Annotated in this window: 12 protein-coding genes; all 12 read right to left on the bottom strand. The window is 34.6% G+C overall.

Features of this window, described 5'->3' with window-relative positions:
• Complete coding sequence (locus HYG86_RS14645; protein WP_246451802.1) at nucleotides 1-2,022, bottom strand: ATP-dependent nuclease; 2,022 nt, start codon at nucleotides 2,020-2,022, stop codon at nucleotides 1-3.
• A 65-nt stretch (nucleotides 2,023-2,087) separates the two neighbouring features.
• Nucleotides 2,088-2,456 (bottom strand): hypothetical protein, encoded by a 369-nt coding sequence (locus tag HYG86_RS14640; RefSeq protein WP_213166319.1) that lies wholly within the window; start codon nucleotides 2,454-2,456, stop codon nucleotides 2,088-2,090.
• A 71-nt stretch (nucleotides 2,457-2,527) separates the two neighbouring features.
• Nucleotides 2,528-5,491 (bottom strand): type I restriction endonuclease subunit R, encoded by a 2,964-nt coding sequence (locus tag HYG86_RS14635; protein WP_213166318.1) that lies wholly within the window; start codon nucleotides 5,489-5,491, stop codon nucleotides 2,528-2,530.
• A gap of 2 nt (nucleotides 5,492-5,493) precedes the next feature.
• Entirely contained in the window at nucleotides 5,494-6,906 is a 1,413-nt protein-coding gene (locus tag HYG86_RS14630) for a restriction endonuclease subunit S (protein WP_213166317.1), read from the bottom strand.
• Between the two features lie 3 nt (nucleotides 6,907-6,909).
• Nucleotides 6,910-9,018, bottom strand: coding sequence for a type I restriction-modification system subunit M (locus HYG86_RS14625; protein ID WP_213166316.1), 2,109 nt, complete (start codon nucleotides 9,016-9,018; stop codon nucleotides 6,910-6,912).
• 217 nt (nucleotides 9,019-9,235) lie between these two features.
• On the bottom strand, nucleotides 9,236-9,646 hold the full coding sequence (locus HYG86_RS14620; RefSeq protein WP_213166315.1) for a hypothetical protein: 411 nt from the start codon (nucleotides 9,644-9,646) through the stop codon (nucleotides 9,236-9,238).
• Between the two features lie 120 nt (nucleotides 9,647-9,766).
• Entirely contained in the window at nucleotides 9,767-11,485 is a 1,719-nt protein-coding gene (locus HYG86_RS14615) for an N-6 DNA methylase (RefSeq protein ID WP_213166314.1), read from the bottom strand.
• A gap of 333 nt (nucleotides 11,486-11,818) precedes the next feature.
• A complete protein-coding gene (locus tag HYG86_RS14610) occupies nucleotides 11,819-16,567 on the bottom strand; it encodes a DEAD/DEAH box helicase (protein WP_213166313.1) in 4,749 nt (1,582 codons plus the stop codon).
• A gap of 10 nt (nucleotides 16,568-16,577) precedes the next feature.
• Nucleotides 16,578-17,972: a hypothetical protein gene (locus tag HYG86_RS14605; RefSeq protein WP_213166312.1), complete on the bottom strand. Its 1,395-nt coding sequence runs from the start codon at nucleotides 17,970-17,972 to the stop codon at nucleotides 16,578-16,580.
• Nucleotides 17,973-18,024: 52 nt separating this feature from the next.
• The gene (istB, locus tag HYG86_RS14600; protein ID WP_281391275.1) at nucleotides 18,025-18,786 is read right to left on the bottom strand and encodes an IS21-like element helper ATPase IstB; all 762 of its coding nucleotides are present in this window, start codon (nucleotides 18,784-18,786) and stop codon (nucleotides 18,025-18,027) included.
• Entirely contained in the window at nucleotides 18,783-20,363 is a 1,581-nt protein-coding gene (istA, locus tag HYG86_RS14595; RefSeq protein WP_213165711.1) for an IS21 family transposase, read from the bottom strand. Before istA ends, istB begins: the two co-directional genes overlap by 4 nt.
• A gap of 70 nt (nucleotides 20,364-20,433) precedes the next feature.
• Nucleotides 20,434-21,891: a hypothetical protein gene (locus HYG86_RS14590; protein ID WP_213166311.1), complete on the bottom strand. Its 1,458-nt coding sequence runs from the start codon at nucleotides 21,889-21,891 to the stop codon at nucleotides 20,434-20,436.
• Between the last annotated feature and the right edge of the window lie 132 nt (nucleotides 21,892-22,023).

Raw genomic sequence — 22,023 nt, 5'->3', positions numbered from 1 at the left:
CTAGTCCTCCATTTCCTCCGATGATAAATTAGATTGTTTAGATAATAAAAATTTTACACTTTCAATAATTTTATCTAGCACGAGAGGGTAGCTCTGAGCTAATTCTTCCCCTATCTTCGATAGAGCCATCAAATGAGTGCTTGGTTTCCCCCTTCCAAGAAAGTGATATTTATACCAAATCATCAGCTCTTTTTCTTCAGCACTATATGTAATCCCTTCTGCATCTTCTGATTTCAGTACGGTTTTAACATCTTTTTCGATTCTCTGAAGATATATATCATACTCATTCACTCTATCAGGAATTTTTGGTCCTCCATTTGGAGGGACTATTTGCTTATAAATATCTATGTATTTTTCTAACATAATAAAATCTATATCTAATGGAGCTGAAAAAAACACATTAAATTCTTCTAGAACTTTAGTTAACACTTCTAATTCTTCTCTGCTGTTTTCGGTATAGTTCATTAGATGTATTTGATCTAAGTCTATTTCATCACCTAATATATTTTCTATAGACTCACCATTTTCGATTAATTGTTGAAAAATGTACTTTAACCTAGACCACCCACCTGTATTACGCTCTAAATCCAAGTCAAGCAAAGTTATAAACGGGATATCTAGCTGCTTTAAAAGTTTCCAGAAGTGATTAACAAATCTTCCTCCTAGGGGCACTATACTAATACCGCTACTGTCTATTTCAACTCCTTTTAGTTCTATCAATTTAGATAGTATAAGCTCCTCACTGTCTCCTTCACCTAATATTACCAGCTTGGCGAAATACAATTCTGGATATGCTATCACAGCCTCTTTTACATACTTATATGCTTCGACTTCTTCTGCTGGTAGATAAATACGCCTTACAACAGTACATGAATTCTGTTTACATATCCTTATGTGCCTGATATCTTCAGGGTCTACTCTTTTTACAATACTTGGAGAATGAGATGTAACTATAACTTGTGCATTTTCTTGTTTAGATATCTCTCTTAAATTCTTAACTACCCTTCCTAATAAGTGAGGTGATATGTGATTTTCAGGTTCTTCTACAGCTAGGATTGTTAATAGTGAAGGTATAAATTCGAATGGATTATCATTGACTATGTCGTTATTTTTCCTTACCTTGGTTTCAATTTCAAGTGACATGTTAATTAACGAAAGATAGAATAGCGATCTCAGACCATCACCTAAATCTTGCATTGAAAATACATTATTACCATCAATAGATTCAAATATCACTTCTAGTTTTCTTAATGTATCATCTAAATCATTCCCTCCAAAATTAAGGAGTGCTTTTGAGTACCTATCATCTCCATGATAAGCTTTCCAATTTCTATCTAGGCATTGGGCTACTAAGTCCATTCCTTCTTGTGCATCAATTAATTGGCTAATGTTTTCTTTTTGTTTCTTAAGGTTTTCTTTTAGATCTTCTGACCACTTAATTGACCTCAAAATTCTTCCTAGAATAGTACTTGATGCTAGTTTGAGTTGATGTAAGGGATCTCTAACTGCTGGTACATATATAAACTGAATCATTGAACGTTGGTGATTCTGCATGTTTACATAATTAGAATCATCCTCTTCTTCCCCCTCTGGTACTACTATAAACTGTAATTTAGTTTCTATGTCTCCCTCAGGCCTTACTCCTTTTTTCCATACTGCCGTCAGCCGTATTCGACAGTAGGGTACTGTTCCTTGTTCTTCAATAACCATTTGATTAAAAAAAGTTGGAACTGTATCACTAGAATCATTATTAACAAGTTCGGGAAAGTCTAATATAGCCTCAATTTTTAATTCCTTGGTATCAATCTCTTCAATTCTTTCATTATTTTGTGTATAAAAATCTGTTTTTTTAATTTCACGTTGGCTGTTATACAATCCAAAAATTCTTGATAGTGCTTGAAGTACTGCCGTTTTACCACTACTATTAGCCCCGATAAAGGTGGTCAAGTCAGATAATTCAATATGAGTATCCTCTTCACCAAACCCTTGAAAATTACGAATTATTATTTTCCTTATTTGCAATTTTACTCCCCCATTTATAATTTAATACTGGTGCTTAACCAACTATAAGTTATCCCATTAATCGGCTACCTATCCACTCCAAACCTCTCATATTTCATAGCTATCTTATCACAGGCTTCTTTACGAAATAGTTCTGTAGTTTGAATAATAGAGTATGGAGAGAATTCTTTTATAAACCTTCTAACATTTTCTTCTATCGTATCCTTCGGATTAAAATAAGGTTCTTCAGGTTCATCTGCTATAAAATCAAGGTCTATCCTTCTTACCGTTTGTTTTTCCAATGATCCTCCTACATTTTCTACTTCTACTGACTCAAGCCATACACTTTCTTCTGATTGTATAATGGTAATTGAAGTTATTTCTGGTTTTAAATAGTCATTATATTTATTCTTAATAATGTTATAGATATTTATAGTGCTATAAACTGTATCCATGCTAGTTACCTCCTCAAATTAATTGATTAGCCCAGTAAAAACTTACTGAGCTAATCATGCTTTGGTCAATGTTAAACTATCATGTCACCTTTGAATTGCTCGCCTTTTGTATTGTAAGTTAAATTAAACACCATATCCGAGAGCCATTTTTTAAATGATGGGTTGTCATTGAATTGCTTAAAGAGCTCCATGTTGTCGGACATCATGTTAATTACCGCTCTGCCCAATGCTCTTTCGCTTTCTATTCTAGCATTTTGCTTGTCTGAGTTCCTCATAGCGTTTTGGTAAGCTACATCTTTGGCAACGGCAGCTGGTATACCTGCTATGTGTCTTTTTACTTGGTCTTCGTCTTTCCAATCTATATTGCCCCACATATCATGAAATGACTGAAGTATGTTACTTAGTAGGTCCATCTCAGGCTCTTGTGTACCTCCTCCTGTACTGGTTGGTACAGGTCCTACTCCGTACTCTGGTTCTTCCTCTAAGATAATTGACATGGTTTGCTTTATTTCTGCACGATAACTATCTAGATCCACCGCATCTAACACACCTTTTGAAAGATCATCCTGCCTCGGGGACGGTAGTTTAGGAATAAGCAGGTTTAAAAACAGCGATAACTTCTCCCATTCTATGTTTGCATATGGTAATATCGCCCCAAGGAAACCGTAAGTTCTTACAAAGGCTTTGGCGTTGCTTTTAAAGCTAACTTGTTCATCTTCTTCTAAAGATTCATAGTTACTGGCGCACGCATCTAAGATTGGGTCTAGTCTGTCGCGCTCAGCATCATTTAGGTAAAGTTCCAACAAAGTTTCTATATGGTAGTCAGTATACACCTGATGTTTTTCCATTTCTCCTATAAGGTCATATAGTTTGTTGGGGTCTGTTTCATCTGACAAAACAGTTGTTGTGTAGTATGTTTCAAAGGCTTTTTTGATTATATCAGTATCGTTTGCAAAATCTAGTACGAAAGTATCATTTTTCCCTGGATGTGCCCTATTTAGCCGTGATAGTGTCTGTACTGCTTTAATGTCTGTTAGCATTTTATCGACATACATGGTGTGTAACAGGGGCTCATCATAACCTGTTTGGAACTTGTTTGCCACAACTAAGAATCTATATGGATCTTTTTTAAACTCGCTTTCAATCTTGTTACTTGGGAAGCCGTTTATAGTTGCTTCATTAACCATTTTATCGTTGTATTCCTTATCACCTGAAAAAGCAATTATAGGCTTGTATTGACTTTTCCTCTTCTGGAGACATTTACTTATGGTGTAGTAATACTCAATAGCCCTTTCTATGCTACTGGTCACAACCATAGCTCTGGCTTGACCACCAATCTTGCCTTTTGCTATAACCTGCTCATGGAAGTGTGTAACCATAATATCGGCTTTCTGTTCAATGGCATGGCTGTTAGACTCCACATAAGTTCTTAGCTTCTTTTGGGCCTTTTTCTTGTCGAACATGGGGTCATCTTCAACCACTTTAGCTACTCTATAGTAACTACTGATGGGTGTATAGTGTTTAAGTACATCTAATATAAAGCCTTCTTGAATTGCTTGTTTCATTGTATAGACATGGAAGGGTTTATGTTGTACTTCATGACCGTTTGGTACTGGCACCCCAAACATCTCAAGGGTTTTATTTTTAGGCGTAGCTGTAAATGCAAAATAGCTTGCATTTCTTAACATCTTCCTACCTTCCATCATCTTATTAATCTTATCTTCGATTGTTTCTTCATCGTCAGTGGTGTAATCCCCCGATAAAGCCATATTCATCTTTGCTGACATACTCCCGCTTTGGCTTGAGTGTGCTTCATCGATTATGATAGCAAATTTGCTTCCTTTATGATCAGTACCAATCTCATCTAAGATATAAGGGAATTTATGAACAGTTGTGACAATTGTTTTTTTACCTTCAGTTATAAGTTTTTTTAAATCTCCTGAGCTGTTTGCGTGGCCCACTGTATTTCCTACTTGCATAAATTGTTTAATGGTATTTCTGATCTGTTTATCAAGGTTAACTCTGTCTGTTACTACAATTACAGAGTCAAATATATTAGTGCCATCCTTCTCTAATCCCACAAGTTGATGTGCTGTCCAAGCTATGGAGTTAGATTTTCCACTTCCTGCACTGTGTTGGATAAGATACTTCTTACCTACCCCATTATCTTTAGCATCAGCAAGAAGCGATTTCACTACGGTGAGTTGATGATAACGAGGAAATATCTGCTTAGCCTTCTTTTTCTTTGTATGTTCATCTTCTTCAAAAACCACCTGAGCATAGTTTTCAATAATATTGGCAAGTTCTTCTTTGATCAGTATCTCTTTCCACAAGTAGTCAGTCTTAATCCCGTTCGGGTTAGGTGGGTTACCAGCTCCACCATTGTTTCCTTTATTAAATGGTAGGAACCAGGACTTTTTCCCTTCAAGCTTTGTACAGAACTTGACTTCATTGTCATCCACGGCAAAATGAACCATGCAACGCTTGAATTGAAATAAAATTTCCCTAGGATCCCTATCTGTTTTATACTGGTACACTGCACCGTCTACACTTTGTTTGGTGAGTCTATTCTTAAGTTCACAGGTTATGACAGGTATACCATTTATAAAGATGGCAAAGTCTAAGGCCAACTGAGTGTTATCTTTAGAATACATCAGCTGCCTAGTTACACTGTATATGTTTTGATCAAACATCTTCTTTGAAGTTACATTCTTCTCCGTTGGAGTCATATAAAACATGATAAGATTTGCAGGGTAGAAACTAAAACCATTTCTTAATACATCAATTACTCCACGCTTTGTTATCTCCCCTTGTAGCCTGTTAAGAAACTGCTGCTTTTTATGGTCGCTGTTTAATATGCCAGTCTTTTCGATCTCATCAAGCTGGGTTTCCTTTAGAAACCTTATGAGTCTTGTTTCATCAACAGCATAATCCCTATTATAATCTTCATTTCCCCCTAGCTCATATCCATTGTTATTCACTAAATGGTTAACAATTAAGCTTTCCAATCCAGATTCTCTTGTATTGGTTGACATACCTATTCCCCCTCTGCTAATAGATCGTTGTCTTCTACCTCCAAATCATCCAAATCGCTGAAAGATTCTCCAACATCTTCAGTTAAATTCTCAATTTCAATATGGCGAACATCTACTTTACCTGTTACTACATTTGAGATAAGGCTAGTGCGATATTCTGCCATCAGGTCGATTTCTTTGTTTACTTTTTCTAATAATTTGCTTAAAATCGAAATCTTTTCTTCAATTAATTTAACAATTTTATTCTGTTCTTCCACATCAGGTATTCCCAGTTGAAAATTGGTAACAAACTCTACAGGTACCCTTTTCTGCCCAGCTGATCCTGTCATAACTTCTATTCCCAAATTTCTAAAGTAACTGGTTCTAGTTATCCAATATAAAAATTCTGATATCACCCTTTTATTAGGTCTAAGAACTACTAGTTCCGTTGTTCCATACCCAATGTCTGTATTTAGCTTTGATAAGCAAGCTCCTTTGCCATTTTCAAAACAAGGGGTAATTTTTGCAATGACAACATCTCCTTTTGCAAATGCCGTATACCCTGTTTTAACATACTTTAATTGCTTTAGCTCATTCTGAACTATTTCCCCATAATCTGAAATTTTATCCATACTTAGGAAGACCACTTCATCTTCTAAATTAATTTTTTTAAGCTTATTGTTTATAGACGGATTAACTCGACTAAAATGTTTAATTCTTTTCACTTCCCAATCTTCCGGTATATCTCCTAACCAACCAATTCCTGACGGCTTCATTTTGGCGGTTGGGTCTAGTCCTTTTGTAACTGCTTGATTTATTACCGCTTGTTTTTGTTCTTTTAGTAGTTCTATTAGCTTTTTCTTATTCTTAATAAATTTACTAATTTTCACTAGCTTATTATCAAGGTAGCGGACAATCTGATCTTGCTCTTCTTTAGATGGAATATATAATTTTATATTTTTAAAATCCTCATACCTCATATCCCATTGTCCAACTCTTACACCATAGGAAAGTCTGTTGTAAATTGTCTTAAATACTGCAGCTCTCAGTAAATAATTGATATAATCCGAGTGCAGATCCTTCCGTAATTTACAAACAATATAGGCTGGACTGACTATCCCTTTATACCTTGATACTCCTAAGGACCCTTGCCACATTTTCATTTTATTTAAGACCAAGTATCCTTTATCAACAAGTTTATAATTAGTTAAATCTTCACTTTCAACATTATGATTATCGTCTCGCGATGACTTCTTTATTACACCATATTCTCTATAAACAGATAATAACTCTAGGTCGTTCCTTGTTCTATTACGCTCAGACGATAACTCCGTAATATTTCTGATGGATAATTTGTTCCAGTGGTTTGGAACAGGTCCTAACCAATCATATTCCGTCTCTTTATACTCTTCATAAGGTTTTAGCTCTCTACTCATGTCTTAACCCCCTATGATTTCTTCTAGCAGACCTTCAGTTTCTTCCTCTAGTGCTTTAATATCTGCCATAATATCATCTAGACTACGAAGTTGTACAGACTTGTAGAAATACTTGGTAAAACTAATCTCATAACCAATCTGTGTTTTACCGTGGTCTACCCAGGCGTCTGGTGCGTATGGTAGAACTTCATTCTTAAAGAATGTTTCTATACCACCTTCATACCTCAATGGGATCTGCTCTGTATCTTCTAGTTCTTTATCGGTTTCAAATTCAACAATCGTATTTTGAAGTTTGAATTTGCCATTTAGCTCATCTATGTCTTCATTTTTAAGTACTTTTGAAATTAGTCTCTCAGCATTTTCATCCTTACTGGTAAAGAATTCTCTAATCATTTTCAATCTCTTTGCTGGTAATTTTTCGCCTTTGCTTTTTACCACTTTTTTTAAGAGTTGTTCAAACTCTTTGTAGTCAATAAAATAGTCTTTGTCTGCTTGTTTATATAGTTCAGCCATTATATCATAAACTACTTTATCTTTAGCCTTATCTGCAAATTGCTTAAATTTATCTAGTTTTTCGTGAGTTATTTCAACCTTCAATCTCAACGGCCTATTTACAGTTATCTTCCAATATCCAAACTCTTCATTGTTGAATATTTTGCTATACTCATTTTCCTCAAACCTTAGGTAGATGTCCATTATCTGTTTTCTAATCTCTTTCGTTAATTCACAATTTTTATCTCCTAAGTTTTTCCTTAGAGGAGACTTTAGACTTGTTGCGTCAATAAGTTGGACTTTACCTTTTCTTTTCTCTTCTTTTCTGTTGGAAAGAACCCATATGTAGGTTGCTATTCCGGTATTGTAAAACATATTTTCCGGTAGTGCGATGATGGCTTCTAGATAGTCACTTTCTATGATGTATCTTCTGAGATTACTTTCACCTTGACCTGCATCGCCAGTGAAAATTGAAGAACCATTGTGAACTTCTGCTATTCTACTTCCCAGTTCGGTGCTATGCTTCATTTTAGCAATATTGTTTGCTAGGAAAAGCATTTGTCCATCATTTACCCTTGGTATCATTTTAAACTCAGGTTCATCTTTAAAATTAACTATAAATCTTGGGTCCGTTATGTCACTTTTACCCCCAAGCCTTTCTGCATCGGTTTTCCATGACTTACCGTAAGGAGGGTTTGACAACATAAAGTCAAATTCCATAGTAGCATTTCCGTCATTAGATAGTGTTGAACCATATTTAATATTCTCAGCTTCCGTTCCATCCCCTTTTAACAGTAAATCTGCTTTAGCGATGGCGTAGGTTTCTGGGTTAATCTCTTGCCCATATAAATGTATTGATACTTGTATGTTATTTTTCTCTGCTAGGTGAGTTAGCCTTTCATCAGCTATCGTTAGCATACCACCTGTACCGCTGGCACCGTCATAACATAGATATGTTCCGTCCGTTATCTTGTCTTTAATAGGCATAAAGATAACATCTGCCATAAGTTCCACAACATCCCGTGGTGTAAAGTGTTCCCCAGCTTCCTCGTTGTTCTCTTCATTGAATTTACGAATTAACTCCTCGAAAATCACACCCATTGTATGGTTATCTAAGCCAGATAATCTAACCTCACCCTGATCATTAAGGACTGGTTTTGGACTTAAGTTAATGGTTGGTGAAACGAACTTTTCGATAACCGCACCAAGTATATCGGCTTCAATCATGGTGTCTATTTGGTTTCTAAATTTAAATTTCTCAAGAATTTCCTGTACATTTGGGGAAAATCCATCTAAGTACTCAATAAAGTCCGCCCTAAGCTGCTGGTTTTTTACCCTCGATTTTAAGTCTTTAAGAACAAAAGGTGAACTGTTATAAAAAGCTTGCCCTGAAGCACTACAAAGGGCATCAGTCTGATTTAAAATGTTCATCTCATCGAGTCTTTTCTTCATTTCAAGTACTGACTCTTTAGTTTCTTCTAGTACAGCATCAAGACGCCTTATAACAGTCATAGGCAAAATAACATCTCTGTACTTTCCCCTTACATATACATCTCTAAGGCAATCGTCTGCGATCCCCCAGATAAAACTGACAATTTGGTTGTGTGACATTGTGTTCATAAATCATAACCCCCATTTATTTTTTATCGAGTTCTTGGTTGAATAAATTTTGTAGTATTTTCTATCCTTGTATAATGTTCAACATTAGTAGTCTATTAACCTTCATATTTCACTGTAAAAATATATCCGTCTTATGAGGCATATGTATGTCACATAGAATTTTTTTTAAGACCAGCAAATATTGGAGCAATGTTAGAATTAATTATGTTAAATTGTCCTATACAGCAAGGTACCCTCTTTGAATTTCATAGCTTACTGCTTTTGTAATGCTTGCTTTTGCAAGTTTTAATCCATGCCCAGCAGATAAGCGGATAACCTTAGGATAACCATCTGTATTCTCTATTTGAGTGATAATGCTTGATTTGTCCTGCTTCCCTTTTCCTGAATGGGGCACTGGGCCTACAAGTATCAGCCAATTAGGATTATATTGTATTTTATTGAACGATAAGCTCTTTACCTCATCATAACCAAGGTGTAGCTCTACTCTTTCTTTCGTTATGCCATATTCTTTCAGGCAACCATAAATATCATTTTCCTTAATTTTCGAATCCCCAACTATCAAGATTTTGCCGTCTGGATAAGTATCGTAAAGGGTAGATTCTTCTTCACAAGGAAAGAGATCAATCATTCAAACACTGGATAAGTAATCTTCAATATTACCACTTTTGTAGGCGTTTTTTATTTCTTTATGAAGCCGGTAGGAAGCCTCGGTTATAAATATCAAGAAGTTTTTCATTGGTGATTTTCATTAAATCACCTCCTCAAGCAATTTTGACTTCCTATCTCGAATAATATCAGTTTGCCTCTGTAAAACTAATAATTCATCTTCAAGATTCTCGTATTCTTCTGCAATCAAGTCTTGCTTTTCTCTTGGAATATTAGGAATTTCAATCATTTTCAAATCTTGAATGCTAATATTTTTCATAGCTGCACCCTTAGCAAATCGATTAAGTTGCGCCATCCCGATTTCACTTTGCAAAAAAACTTGAACGAAAATAGGGTTAACCTTTTGTTCATCTAGTTCAATAAAATATAAATTTCCATTAGCAAGAATAACTTGTTCTTCATTAACATGCGCCATCGCTACTTTGAATGGAGAAATTTTAGAAATAATTAGATTTTTATCATTGATACAGTACTTTTCATACTTCTTATCTATAGTTTGTAAACTAGGTAGGTTTGAGTCGACAACACCATCTTGGATATTCTGTAACATTAAATAATGATAGTTTGTTTCTTCTGTACTAACAAGTTCATCTAATTCATTTGATTTAATCATTGCCCCACGATTAATTGCTTTGGTTAGGTCTCCCAAAGGGATGCCGTCTACTAAGCCACTATCTGTACCTATATATCTTTGGGGATTTAGAATAAACTCTTGCTGAGCAACTTCATTATTTTTTAATCTTTTGCTAATTTTCGTATTGTTATGATATGCGTTTATAATGGTTTCTACATCATTTGGTTCTAACGAATTTTGTCTACGGCCTGCTGTGAATATTTCAGTGGCATCAACCATTTTTATCTCTTTATTATTTTCACTAAGTACTATCATCGTCAGAGGAATCCCAGTTGATGATAGAAGTCGAGGAGGTAGTAGAATTACACCCTCAACGAAACCGCCTTCTACTAAGTTTTTTCTAAATTGTTCATCTGGTTTATTCCAAGTTCCTGCATTGGACATTAATGCAACTGCTTTACCAGGCATTTTCGTGTTGAGATATGAAGCCATCCCAAATACCCAATCGCCGGACACTGTTCTCTTTGCTTCTTTAAAATACTTTTTGAGTTTCGAATTTTTCACTATATACTTTTCTAAGGCAGAAAACCTCATTCCTAATGGGAAATTTGAGAATACTTTATTGGCGGATAAGTCACTATAATCTTGACTAACGATGTTACCTTGAATAATTTTTATAGGTAGGCCAGTTATAAACCGGCGTAAATTTGCAATTATCACATTGTTAGTATTAATTTCAACTCCATACAGCATATCACAATTGGATTTCACAGCCGCTTGAATTGAGAATGAAGCTACACCAGATCCAAGGTCTAGCATAACATCATCTTTCGTAAGAGATAGCAAAGATATAGCTAGATTTGATATCCCCTCTGGAGTAGAACTTATATCTCCTTCAGAAAATCGTTTAGTTTCTGAAAATAGTGCAGCAGCTCTCAAAGTGTCACTATCATATTTTTTAGAATAGTCTTTGATCCGGTTGCCATAGTCTTTTTGAACTTTTCTCAAGAAAGATAGTGTAGTTTCATCATCAATGAACTTTTCTACATAACTAATGGTCTCCGATTCAGTCTCTCGTTCCTTCATCACTAGTGCAAGTGTGGAAGCAGCTACCACAATAGGCATAGAATCCTCTGTAGATAATTTTTCTCTAAGAATAGTCGTAAAGTCATTCACAGCTTCATTATAATTCTTATGTTTTAGATTTTCATACATTTTTTTATCCAACTTAGGCCCTCCTCATAGGCATTATTTATTATATGGTTATTATAAACCACGCAATCGATAATGTCAATGGTTTTTTAAAACCATAAATGATATAATGGTATACCCAATAGTTATTTAAAAATTATACTCATAATATAAAATATACCCCGAATGACACTTCAGGGTATATTTTTATCGATTTTACAAATTAAATTCGTATTATACCTTTGATTTATTTCCATAGAAATTAACTTTAAGGGCTTTTACAGGAAGCTCTTCTGAATTCTTCCTGCGTTATGACATCAGGTACATTTGCTTCTTTCTCTTGAATAACGAGTGCTAGCAGAATTCTCCTTACCCAAGCAATTCCTCTAAAAATTCAATAGCATATTTTCTTTTTATAATATCATGATGTTTTTGGTTATAGTAATTACAAAGACAGCTGTAGCATGATGAGTCTCCGTTACTATCTTCTCCACAATTGCACTGTTTCACTACTTCTAGGGATTTCTTTAGCATTCTTTCTATTTTGATGTTGTCAGCCTCGCCTATCCTTCTGACATGACCTGCTCCACCTGGTACTGTATCAAAAAGTATGAAATTCGTTTCCCAGTTACCTGAGTCAAGTTTATTGTAATGTAGGGTTCCTGATATGTCATTTCTTTCTATTCCTAGGTATTGACTAATACCCTCTAGAAGGCAATATACCACTGCTAAAGCTTTTTCCTTATCTAGAAATTTTCTTACTGATATATAGGCTACATCTGTTTTAAACTTGTGACCTAGTGTTCTTTTTGATAGCCTTTTGGTATTGCAAGGTTTTCCGTAAGGATTTTTGTGACCTGCTTTGTCATTAGTGAACTCCTCTTTAAATTTTTCGTCCACTTTAGCGTATCCGCATGTATCGCACACATAAAAGTCAGATGTATTTATTACAACTAGTTCATCATTGGACGTGGATTTGATTTTTATGATAGTATTATTTATTTTTATTTCTTTGTTCTCATTTTCGATTATTTCTTCTTTATCCCCTACATAGAAAATCTCGCCTCTGTATGTTTTCTTTGGTTTTTTAGTTGTTGATTTATCTACTTTAGGACTAATGATAAATCCGTATTCTGGGATTATAAAGGTATTATCTTTATATACCTTTTCACTGCAAATTTCACAATCCTGGAGATATTTCTCTTTTTGTTCGGCAATATGCCTTTTTATGTTCAGGTGGCCACATTTTTTATCAGGACATATTCCAAAATCGTATTGATGCCAAACTTTACTTTGGCCTGTTGGCCTTTTGATGTATTGACTTGTATACATGTCACCGTCCGCTATTACTTCAGATCCAGGTGCATATTCAGAAATTGCTATCATTAAATCTCTTTGTAGCCTTAGTTTTGATGTTTTCGTATAGTTAGTCGCTAATGACCCTTTATCAAATGATGTTACCAGCTCAACAGTATCTACAGGGAATCCATATTTTGGAATAATGTTCTTCTTTGACAGGAATGCCAATATATTTTCAGCTTTTATTTTTTCTACATAAAAGTCTATTCTTTTAATATAGTCCCCCATGGATTCACCAGCACTTGATTTGCTTAATGCTTCTATTTTTAGGTCATGTAGTTCCTTTAGTTCATTTTTATAAACCAAGTATTCTTTGTTTAAAATTCCGTCTTCATGTACCAGATCTTCTATCCACAGCTTTACTTGTTTTACTACTTCTTTAGGTACAAATTTTTCGATATAGTCTTTGACAAGTTCGGGAAGGTTCTTTATAAAGTCTAGCAAGCAAGTGTAAGTGTCGTCATCAAAAAAAGTTCCTACATCTTTAAATAGCTCTGTATTGGCTCTCCAAAAGGCTGCTAAGATAGCTGCATTAATATGTCTTTTTACTATTTTTTCATTTTCAGTCTTGAATTTAGGGGGATATATCTTTCCTCTTATCATCTTTATGGGTGAATTGAAGTATGTTAAGTCATGGGAAGACAGCCTACAAAATGTCAAGGAGTATGCCACTGAATCTTTCCTTCTACCAGCACGACCAGCCCGTTGTGCATAGTTTGCTGGAGTAGGTGGCATGTTTTTCATGAATACTGTTTCTAGTTCCCCAACATCTACGCCCATTTCAAATGTTGTAGAGCAGCTTAGTACATTGATATCTTTCTTTACAAACATCTCTTGGTATTTTTTTGCACTCTCTGGACTAAGCTGTGCGGTATGTTCTTTTACTTTCATCGGGAAAATATCTAGTTCTAAATATTGTTTTCTATAATGATTGTTAGCAAATTCATTTTCAAAATCACAGAGTGTTAATTTCCCTTCACACCTGTAGGCTAAACAAATGTTTTTTATATTGTTGACAGTAATTTTGCCACATTTATCACAGATATACCACTGCATTTTATGTGTAAATGGGGTGCGGATTTTAAATTTACTGATGTCCATTATATACTCGTTTGGCCTTTTTGCTACTAGGCCTCCATAGAACTGATTTTGTTGCAAAAAGATTCTTTGCCATACGCCTTCTAAGAAATTATTGATCTCTTTTTTGTTATTTCCTGTAGTTTTTTCAACATAATTTATTCTAATGTTTGAATTCTTGTTTGATATCCATGATTTACAGTAGTTGTTTTTCTTGTCTATTTTCGTTAATGACATGGTACATTCGAGGCCTTTGTATGTGTAATATTCTTTATCGGATTTTAGCATTTCTTTAGCAAGGGGAAAGTCAAACATACAATCTCGCTTAAAGCTATTTGCTAATACTCTTTGAATGGCTTGGACTTCTTCCCCTTTATAAAAGCCTATTTGAGGAGCAACAAATCCTTGGTATTCAAAAGACACTAGACCTAGATTTTCCAAGCTATTTCTATCATTGCTGGAAATTTCATAAAGTATTGTCTTCCACGCTTCTTTAAGGGATATCTCTGATTCCACAATATCATGCTGTTCTAAAAGTGCAGCTAGTCTTATAGCTGCCTTTTTTATTTCAATTCCTTTTTCATCTGAATACTCACCGACTTCTTTTAAAGCCTCAATAAACAATCTTCTTCTCAAAATATTATTGTATGTGAAGTCAAAATAACTTGCGAAGTAAGCAGCTTCTTGTCTACTGTCAGAGAAAACTAATAACTGTTTTGCAGTGGGTTTATTTATAACATCTTTTACGCTTACTGTGCTACTAGTAAGGCTTCCAAAAAAGTCATCTTCATAGTGATGGGTTTGTTCCAACACTTCCACATGTATAGATGGAATTTCTTCGTAAAGACTGGACCCTATAACGCTGGCTGCAGCTTCTTGTCCTAAGTAAAATCCCCTTAGAACACTTCCCTGAGTATCTTGTAATCCGCAACTCATACATTTTTTCAAAGTCTTCTTTTTATCTATTGGTTCTTTTACTTTTACTACGTGTGCTTGTCCACAGTGACACATTTGGCTTCTTAATACATTTGCCTTTTCAATTTTTCCACATTTACCACAAAGGTTGTATATTTGTTCTTCTTCCGTATCTATTATATCTTCGTCTGTTGATTCATGATTTTGACCATCAATTAGCATAAAAAAGTTGTTTTTCTCCGTAGCCTCGTTTTCCTTTTTCTGGGTTAAGAAAGAGCCTTCTATTGTTGCCTCTATGTATATTTGCCCACAGTATCTGCAAACCGAAATTTTGTAGTTTTTATGTTCTTGTCCATTGACATATGTTTTCTCACGGGGAATTATGGATAGGTCTTTATGGCATCCTAGAGTTAAATATGCTCCTTCCAAGGCTCTAACGAACATATGGTATCTTGCATCTAATAGCATGATATTATCTTTTTCCGCTTTGCTAGCAACTGTTACAAATGCTACTAATTCCGTTTCTTTTATTGATAGTTCATTTGATATATTTCTTAGTGTAGCTGGCTCATTTACAAGTACCCTTCTCGCTTCATAGTAAAGGTTATCTTGAACAATAAAATCATAGAGGAAATTGGGTACAGTTTCGGATTTACTTGTAAATTCAGAGTCGAACTTAGTAATGGTTTCTTTATATTTTTCTAATGATGCGTTTTCTTCTATTAGATTATTAAGCTCCAAGTAGATTTCACTAGGATATTTTTTAGAACCTTTAGAATTAAAGTAGGAATATCTAAATGCCCTTACTATACTTTCTGTGTCAAATTTTGCTCCTGCGCAAAGTTGTGATGCAAAATCGCAGATTTCTTGATTATCATCTTCATCACCTAATGTTGCACTAGTAAGTATGAACTTAATTTTATTATTATTACTTAGAGTATTCTTTAGTCTCCTCAGTAACATTGAGACCTCTATCCCTGTGGCACCTGTATATGTGTGAGCTTCATCTAAAACTATGTATTTCCACTTATCTGAATGGGGCCCATGAAAAAATACGTTGTCTTGTGGCCTAAGTAACAGATATTCTAGCATTGCATAGTTCGTTATAAGGATTTGAGGAGGACTATCTTTCATTTGGTTTCTTGAGATTTTTTCATTTGGTAAAGGTTGTTGACCATTATTTAGTGCCATATACTTTGCTTTACCCTTTACATCGTCTTTTTCAGTTTCCCCAGTATATGCACCGAATGTTATGTCTGGATAGGCTGCGAATAGTTCTCGCATTCTTTTCATTTGATCATTTGCCAATGCATTCATTGGATAAACTACTAAGGCTCTGACACCTGCGCTTAGGTTGTTATCATCTTTTTCTTTCATTAAATGATTTACTATTGGTAGTAAGAAGGATTCTGTTTTACCTGAGCCTGTCCCCGTGGAAACTACTAGGTTTAGTTCATCAGTTATTTTTCTAATGGCTAGTTCCTGATGCTTGTAAAGACTTCTTGATAGCAATTTGGGTTCGTTTATATACAGTTTTTGGAATTCTTCACTTAGGATACCTTCTGCCATAAGGTCATTAATACTCTTTCCAAGTTCGAAGGAGTCTGAAAAATCCAGGTATGGCCCTTTGGCAAAATGCTCTGGCTTTGAAATATGTTTCTTAAACTGTTTCATATAGTCCTTATCGTTTATAAAGAAGGTTGTTTCCATATATCTTAAATATTTTTTTACAATGCTATCAGAAGCTGAAATAGGATTTAATCCCATTTTTATCACCTCATTCTATTATTTCTAAAACTACCTCATCAATGAGTTTGAACCTAGAAACATCACCATCTTCGTATACTGGATTAATGTTGGTTGTTTGTTTATCATAGATCAAACCATCTTGATCTTTATCCACTATTTCAAATATGTACTGATTATCTTCTTGGTTTAGTAGTCTAAGTTCAAATGGGTTGTGTTTCGTAAAGTACCATATTCGTTCTTGTCCTGTGTATTTATCCCTTTTAAGGTAATACCCCGTAGCCACATAGTGCCCCCATTTTGAGGAAAACCTTAAGTCCTTTAGATAAAAGTTTTGAACATCATACTCTATGTCTTCACAAAGGCACTTTTTACACTTCAATATTTTGCTTTTCGTTTTTACAATTATCGGATCTCCAACAATGAACTCTTGTTGGGCAAGGTCAGTTCGAACTTCTGAGCCTACAAAAAAGTCATCTTCCTGAACTTGATATAGTTTAATTTCATGCTCACCATAAAATAGTTCTATCTTCTTATCTAAAATTTGCTGACCTTTTTTAAGTTTATAGTTTTTTATCACTTTTGAGGTTTCGGAGTATACAATATCTGCTGAGAGTTCTCCACTTCCTAAAAAGCTCCAGCTTGCAACTAGTCCATTGATAAGAGAATTATTGTCATAGTAGGCTACACTTAGGTTTTTAATCACAGGATTAAAGTGAATCTCTGTGATTGCCTCTTGGTTACCGTCTATTATCACCCCAAGTGATATGGGGCCTTGGTTTGTGACTTTAAACAGGTACTCTAGTGAATATTTGTAGCCCTCCCTTGTGAATTTTCCTTGAATAACTTCAATACTGCTTTCTGTTATTACATGCAGCCCTGGTGGTTTAATATCACTTGGATAGTTGATGAAAAGATTGTAAGTTTCTACGTCTTCATGCCAAATATATCTGCTTGTTTTCATATCTGATTTTACATTATCAAACTTCCAGTATAGTATTGGGATTTCAATGGTTAGCCAGTACCTATTGTTTTTATGTAAAATTTGAGTTTTATACGATTTATTTTTTCTGAGATTTATTTTAGTAGAGTCATTTACCTTTTCGGCTAAATTAATATCATCTGCATACAGTCCTGTTAGAATAGCTTCGTCTTCCTTGTAATAATATTTCTTATCAAATTCATATCTTAAAGATTGAAGTATAAATATATTGTCCTCAATATGTATTCGATTAGTACCTTTTTCTCTAATGGTTATTTGTATGGGATTAATTGCTAAAATAAATTTTTCTTTTATTTCTATTTGTGCAAGGGATTCTCCACTGCCATCAGGAATATTATTTATTTTTTCATGACATATATTATTGAGACTATAGTTGTTTTCATTAAGTGTAATTATATAGTCTTCTGTACTTGTAATTGTCAACTGAAAATTCCTCTAAATAGTAATTTAATTTTCCCCTAGAGGAGCAAAAAAATTATTGCTGATTTAGCCAGTCTTGAGTTTCTTTTAAGCGATAGGAGTTACCGTTCATATTTACAATGTAAGACTTGTGAGTTAAGCGATCTACCATTGCAGCAGTCATAACTGGATCTTTGAAAATCTCTTCCCAGCGATCAAAAGAAAGATTGGTTGTTATGATAGTCGACTTTCTCCCCGCTCTTAAAGATAAGTAAGTAAAAAGTAGTTCGGATGCTTCTTTATCAAAGGATATATATCCAAGCTCGTCTGCTATGATCAAATCATATTTTTCAAAACGGTTCTCAAAGCTTCTAAGAGTCTTCTGTGAGCGGCATTCTTTAAGCTCATTAACTAGTAGAGGTATTGTTGTAAACAAAACCTTGTAGCCCGCATTACAGGCTTTTATGCCTAGTCCGATGGCCATGTGACTCTTACCAGTCCCTGGGTTTCCAGCTAGTATTATGTTTTGACCTGTCTCTATGAATTTTAGGGTGGAGAAGATTTTAACTTTTTCCCCTGCATCAGCAGGTAGGTCTTTAATGGAAAGGTCTTCTAGGTACTTTTTGTAGGGGAATTTAGCGTTTCTTATGCGGTTTTTACGACCATTTTCTTTCCGCAAATCATATTCTTTTTCTAAAAGGTCAATTAAAAAGTCCTCATAAGATAAACTTCCTCTGTAGGCTTCATCTATCCTTTCTTGATAATCTTTGCTAGTTCCTGGCAGCTTCAATTCTTTACAAAGTTCATTAATTCTTTTAATGGTCTCTTTCTGCATCATATTATCGTAGCCTCCTTTTGAAAGGCTGCTTGATTATTGCCTAAGAGTTTTCCATAGTGATTTAATATGAACTTTGAGTTTGCAATAATATCAGTAGTCCTTTCAATAATCTTTGTTTGTGGTTCCTCTTCTCTGTTAATCAGCAGTTTTATCTTCTCTGTGCTAACACTGGTTATGCTGATTCTTTCAAGTCTTTCTATGATTTTTAATGTTGGATATAGACCTTTTTCGCCAATAATTTCAAGAAGCTCTATGAATTCTCTAGGATTTTCGGTATAATAGTTATGATATATTTTTTGGAGCTTGGTATCCATTTGGCGTATGGCGGCGCTTGAATGAAGGGACCCAGGCTTCTTTTTTATTGTATTAACGTAGTGCTCAATATTAAGTGTCCAAGTAAAGTTGCCATAACTTCTTTTATGTTCTGCAATTTTCTGTTGGTCATAATAAATCTGGATTTGGTGAGGATATATCTTAACGAAAACGAACTTTCCTACCAAGTGATCAGGTACAGAATATTTATTTTCATCAATGCTTATTGTTGAGTATTTACTAACTCTATACTCTGCTGTTCTTGCAGTATCATAATCAGGCATTAGGGAAAGGAGGTGCTTTTGTTCTTCCTCTAAAACCTCCCTAGGGCTTTTCCCGCCATTTGCTTTTGTGGGCTTTGAGTTAAGTTTATCTAGTTCTTTTTCTAAATACTCATTAGCTTCTTCTAAGCTATCAAAGGTGTCCCTTTTACTAAATGCCTTTCTTCTAATGTACTCAACACTTCGCTCAACTCGACCTTTTTCATTCCCTTTGGCTATATTGCAAAATCGATATCTAAATCCATAATAAAGAGATAGTTTTAGTAAGTCATCAGTTGGTTCCTTTTCATTCTTAGCAGCAAAGCTTTTTACTGCTACTTTCATGTTATCGTATACTACTGTCCGATGGACACCATTCATTTTTTTGAAAAAACGCACATGAACGTCAAGGAAACTCTCCATTTTCTGATTGTGATAAAGGTGAGCATACCGGTGGTTCCCCATGGCATTTGCAAATGCTCCCATCTGAAAAGTCTTTGGCTTTCCTCCAATTATTAACTTTACATAACCCCAATCAAACTCAGTACTATCTCCATATGAGTATTCTTGACGAATGTAGGCTTCCTTACTTTCTTTTTCAACCTTTCTAATATAGCTACAGACAGTTGAATAGCTTATGTCATAGCCTTTCTCGGATAGGCACTCAAATATATCAATCTTCTTCTTTTGCTGCTTTCTTCTACCTGTATTTTGTTTCTCTTCATTTTCTTTTAGGTAGTTATTGATCTCGCCAATAATTTCATCAGTCAATTTTCTCTTCACTGGCTTTCTTGCCTTATACTTTGGTGGTGATACTAAATCTTCGATTAGAGTAGTATCTTCTATTTCATTTCCTACTAATTCTGCCTTCTTTGCCTCATACTCTCTGATATACTTTCTAATTGTCTTACGGTCAATGCCTGTCCTTCTATGGATTTCCCATTGAGAAACCCCATCTCTTAAATTTGATAAAATAATTTCTTGTTTATTCATTAAAGTAATCACTCCCCTGTCCTCCCCTATGATGTCATAGGGATATTATATATTTCCTCTAGGGGAATTTTCAACTGTTACACTAGGGTAATTTTAGGTTACCATAAACAGTACTCTTTCCATATGGCATTCTTAACTTTATTGTTGGTATCTTAGAGTATACGCTGTACTGTTTTGTTGATTCTTCTATTACTATGCCTGGGTACCTATATTTATCTTCAACCTCAGTTTTAAGTGATGCTACATTGGGTGATAGGACTTTATTGTTGATTATTATAAGGGACTCTTCATTCAAAAAGACTGTGGTGATTCTATAGGTCCCATATTTTAGGACAATAGTTTCAGCATCATCTGTTAATACTTCGCTATCATACGGAGTTACTACTTTTATTGTTTCGTCTGTAAGTTTTCTAGGGTTTACTTCATTCCCTTCATGATCAAAGATAATAAACTCTCTATTTAGGGAACCTTTAGAAGCGTGTATTGTATTTGGTCCCGCTATTATTTTGTATGATATTTCTGTGTTGAAAGATGGTAATTTGACTAGTTCTTGTTCAGTTTTAAATAGAAGACGACTTTTAGTTAAAGTCAGTTCCTGTTCATGAATGACTTGGCTCCCAAATGAAATCTGTAAGTAAATATTATGATTTATGTAGTCCGAATCAATAATTTGCCTTGGTAGTTGTAAATAGATTTCTTCGTTTTCTATATAATATTGAGCAGTGATGAACTTTTTACTTGATTGGCTCTTTCCGCCCCATTTATTGGGTCCCACTTTCCCATTCATTTCAAAACGGTGATGATCAAAAAAAATATCAAAACGATCTTGCTCAAGGTACTCGACCATTTGCCCATAATTTCTCTGGTTTATGTACAGTAGTAGCCTTTCTAATATAGTTGCAACTTTTTGGGGTGACTTTACAAAAGCTAGACGAAAAGCTTTAGGCAACTGTTGGTTAGCTATGGTCATTTTGGAACCCTGCACGACAAGGCTAATATCATCATCTTCTATGTATTTGGTAAAAAGCTTCTGCATATATTGGATGAGTTCTTCTACTTCTTGGTCAATATAGTCTTCTTCTAAATCTTTGAAGTACAGATCTTGTAAAAAGTCAAAGAATCTAGGGAGGTTGGAGTTAGGTATAATAGCGTGACATAGTATAGAAGTTACATATCCTTTATTTTTGTTTCCTACATGGAAATATAAGTTGTTACTAATACAAAAATTTTCGAACACTTCTTTACCAATTCTCGTTACTTCGCTAGTGTCATACCTAAGTTTCTCGGCAAACTCACTCCAGAATCTACCGCCTCCGTAATCGTTAATAGCGAAGGTAACTAATGCCATAGATATAAGTTCTTTTTCTTCGGTGTTCCAGAAGTAATTATTTCTTTTTAATAAACCATTGGTTAAATTAATAATTTCTTCATATGTTTCTAAACATATCTCTATTGTACCTAGCAGAAACTTTTCTTTATCTATCTTTATACCCTTGCTAATATCAACCAAAGCTTTTTTGACTTTATCTGACTTAAACATTGCTTTCACCCCAAGGCATATATTATTTATTAACTTATATATCTTTCAATCTTTCACTTACTTCTTTAATCATTTCAATAAGGATACATAAAAACCCTCTTTTATGGCAAAATATTACATAATTCGACACCA

It is taken from the genome of Alkalicella caledoniensis, from assembly GCF_014467015.1.
GTDB lineage: Bacteria > Bacillota > Proteinivoracia > Proteinivoracales > Proteinivoracaceae > Alkalicella > Alkalicella caledoniensis.
This window is presented reverse-complemented; position numbering and strand designations above follow the sequence as displayed.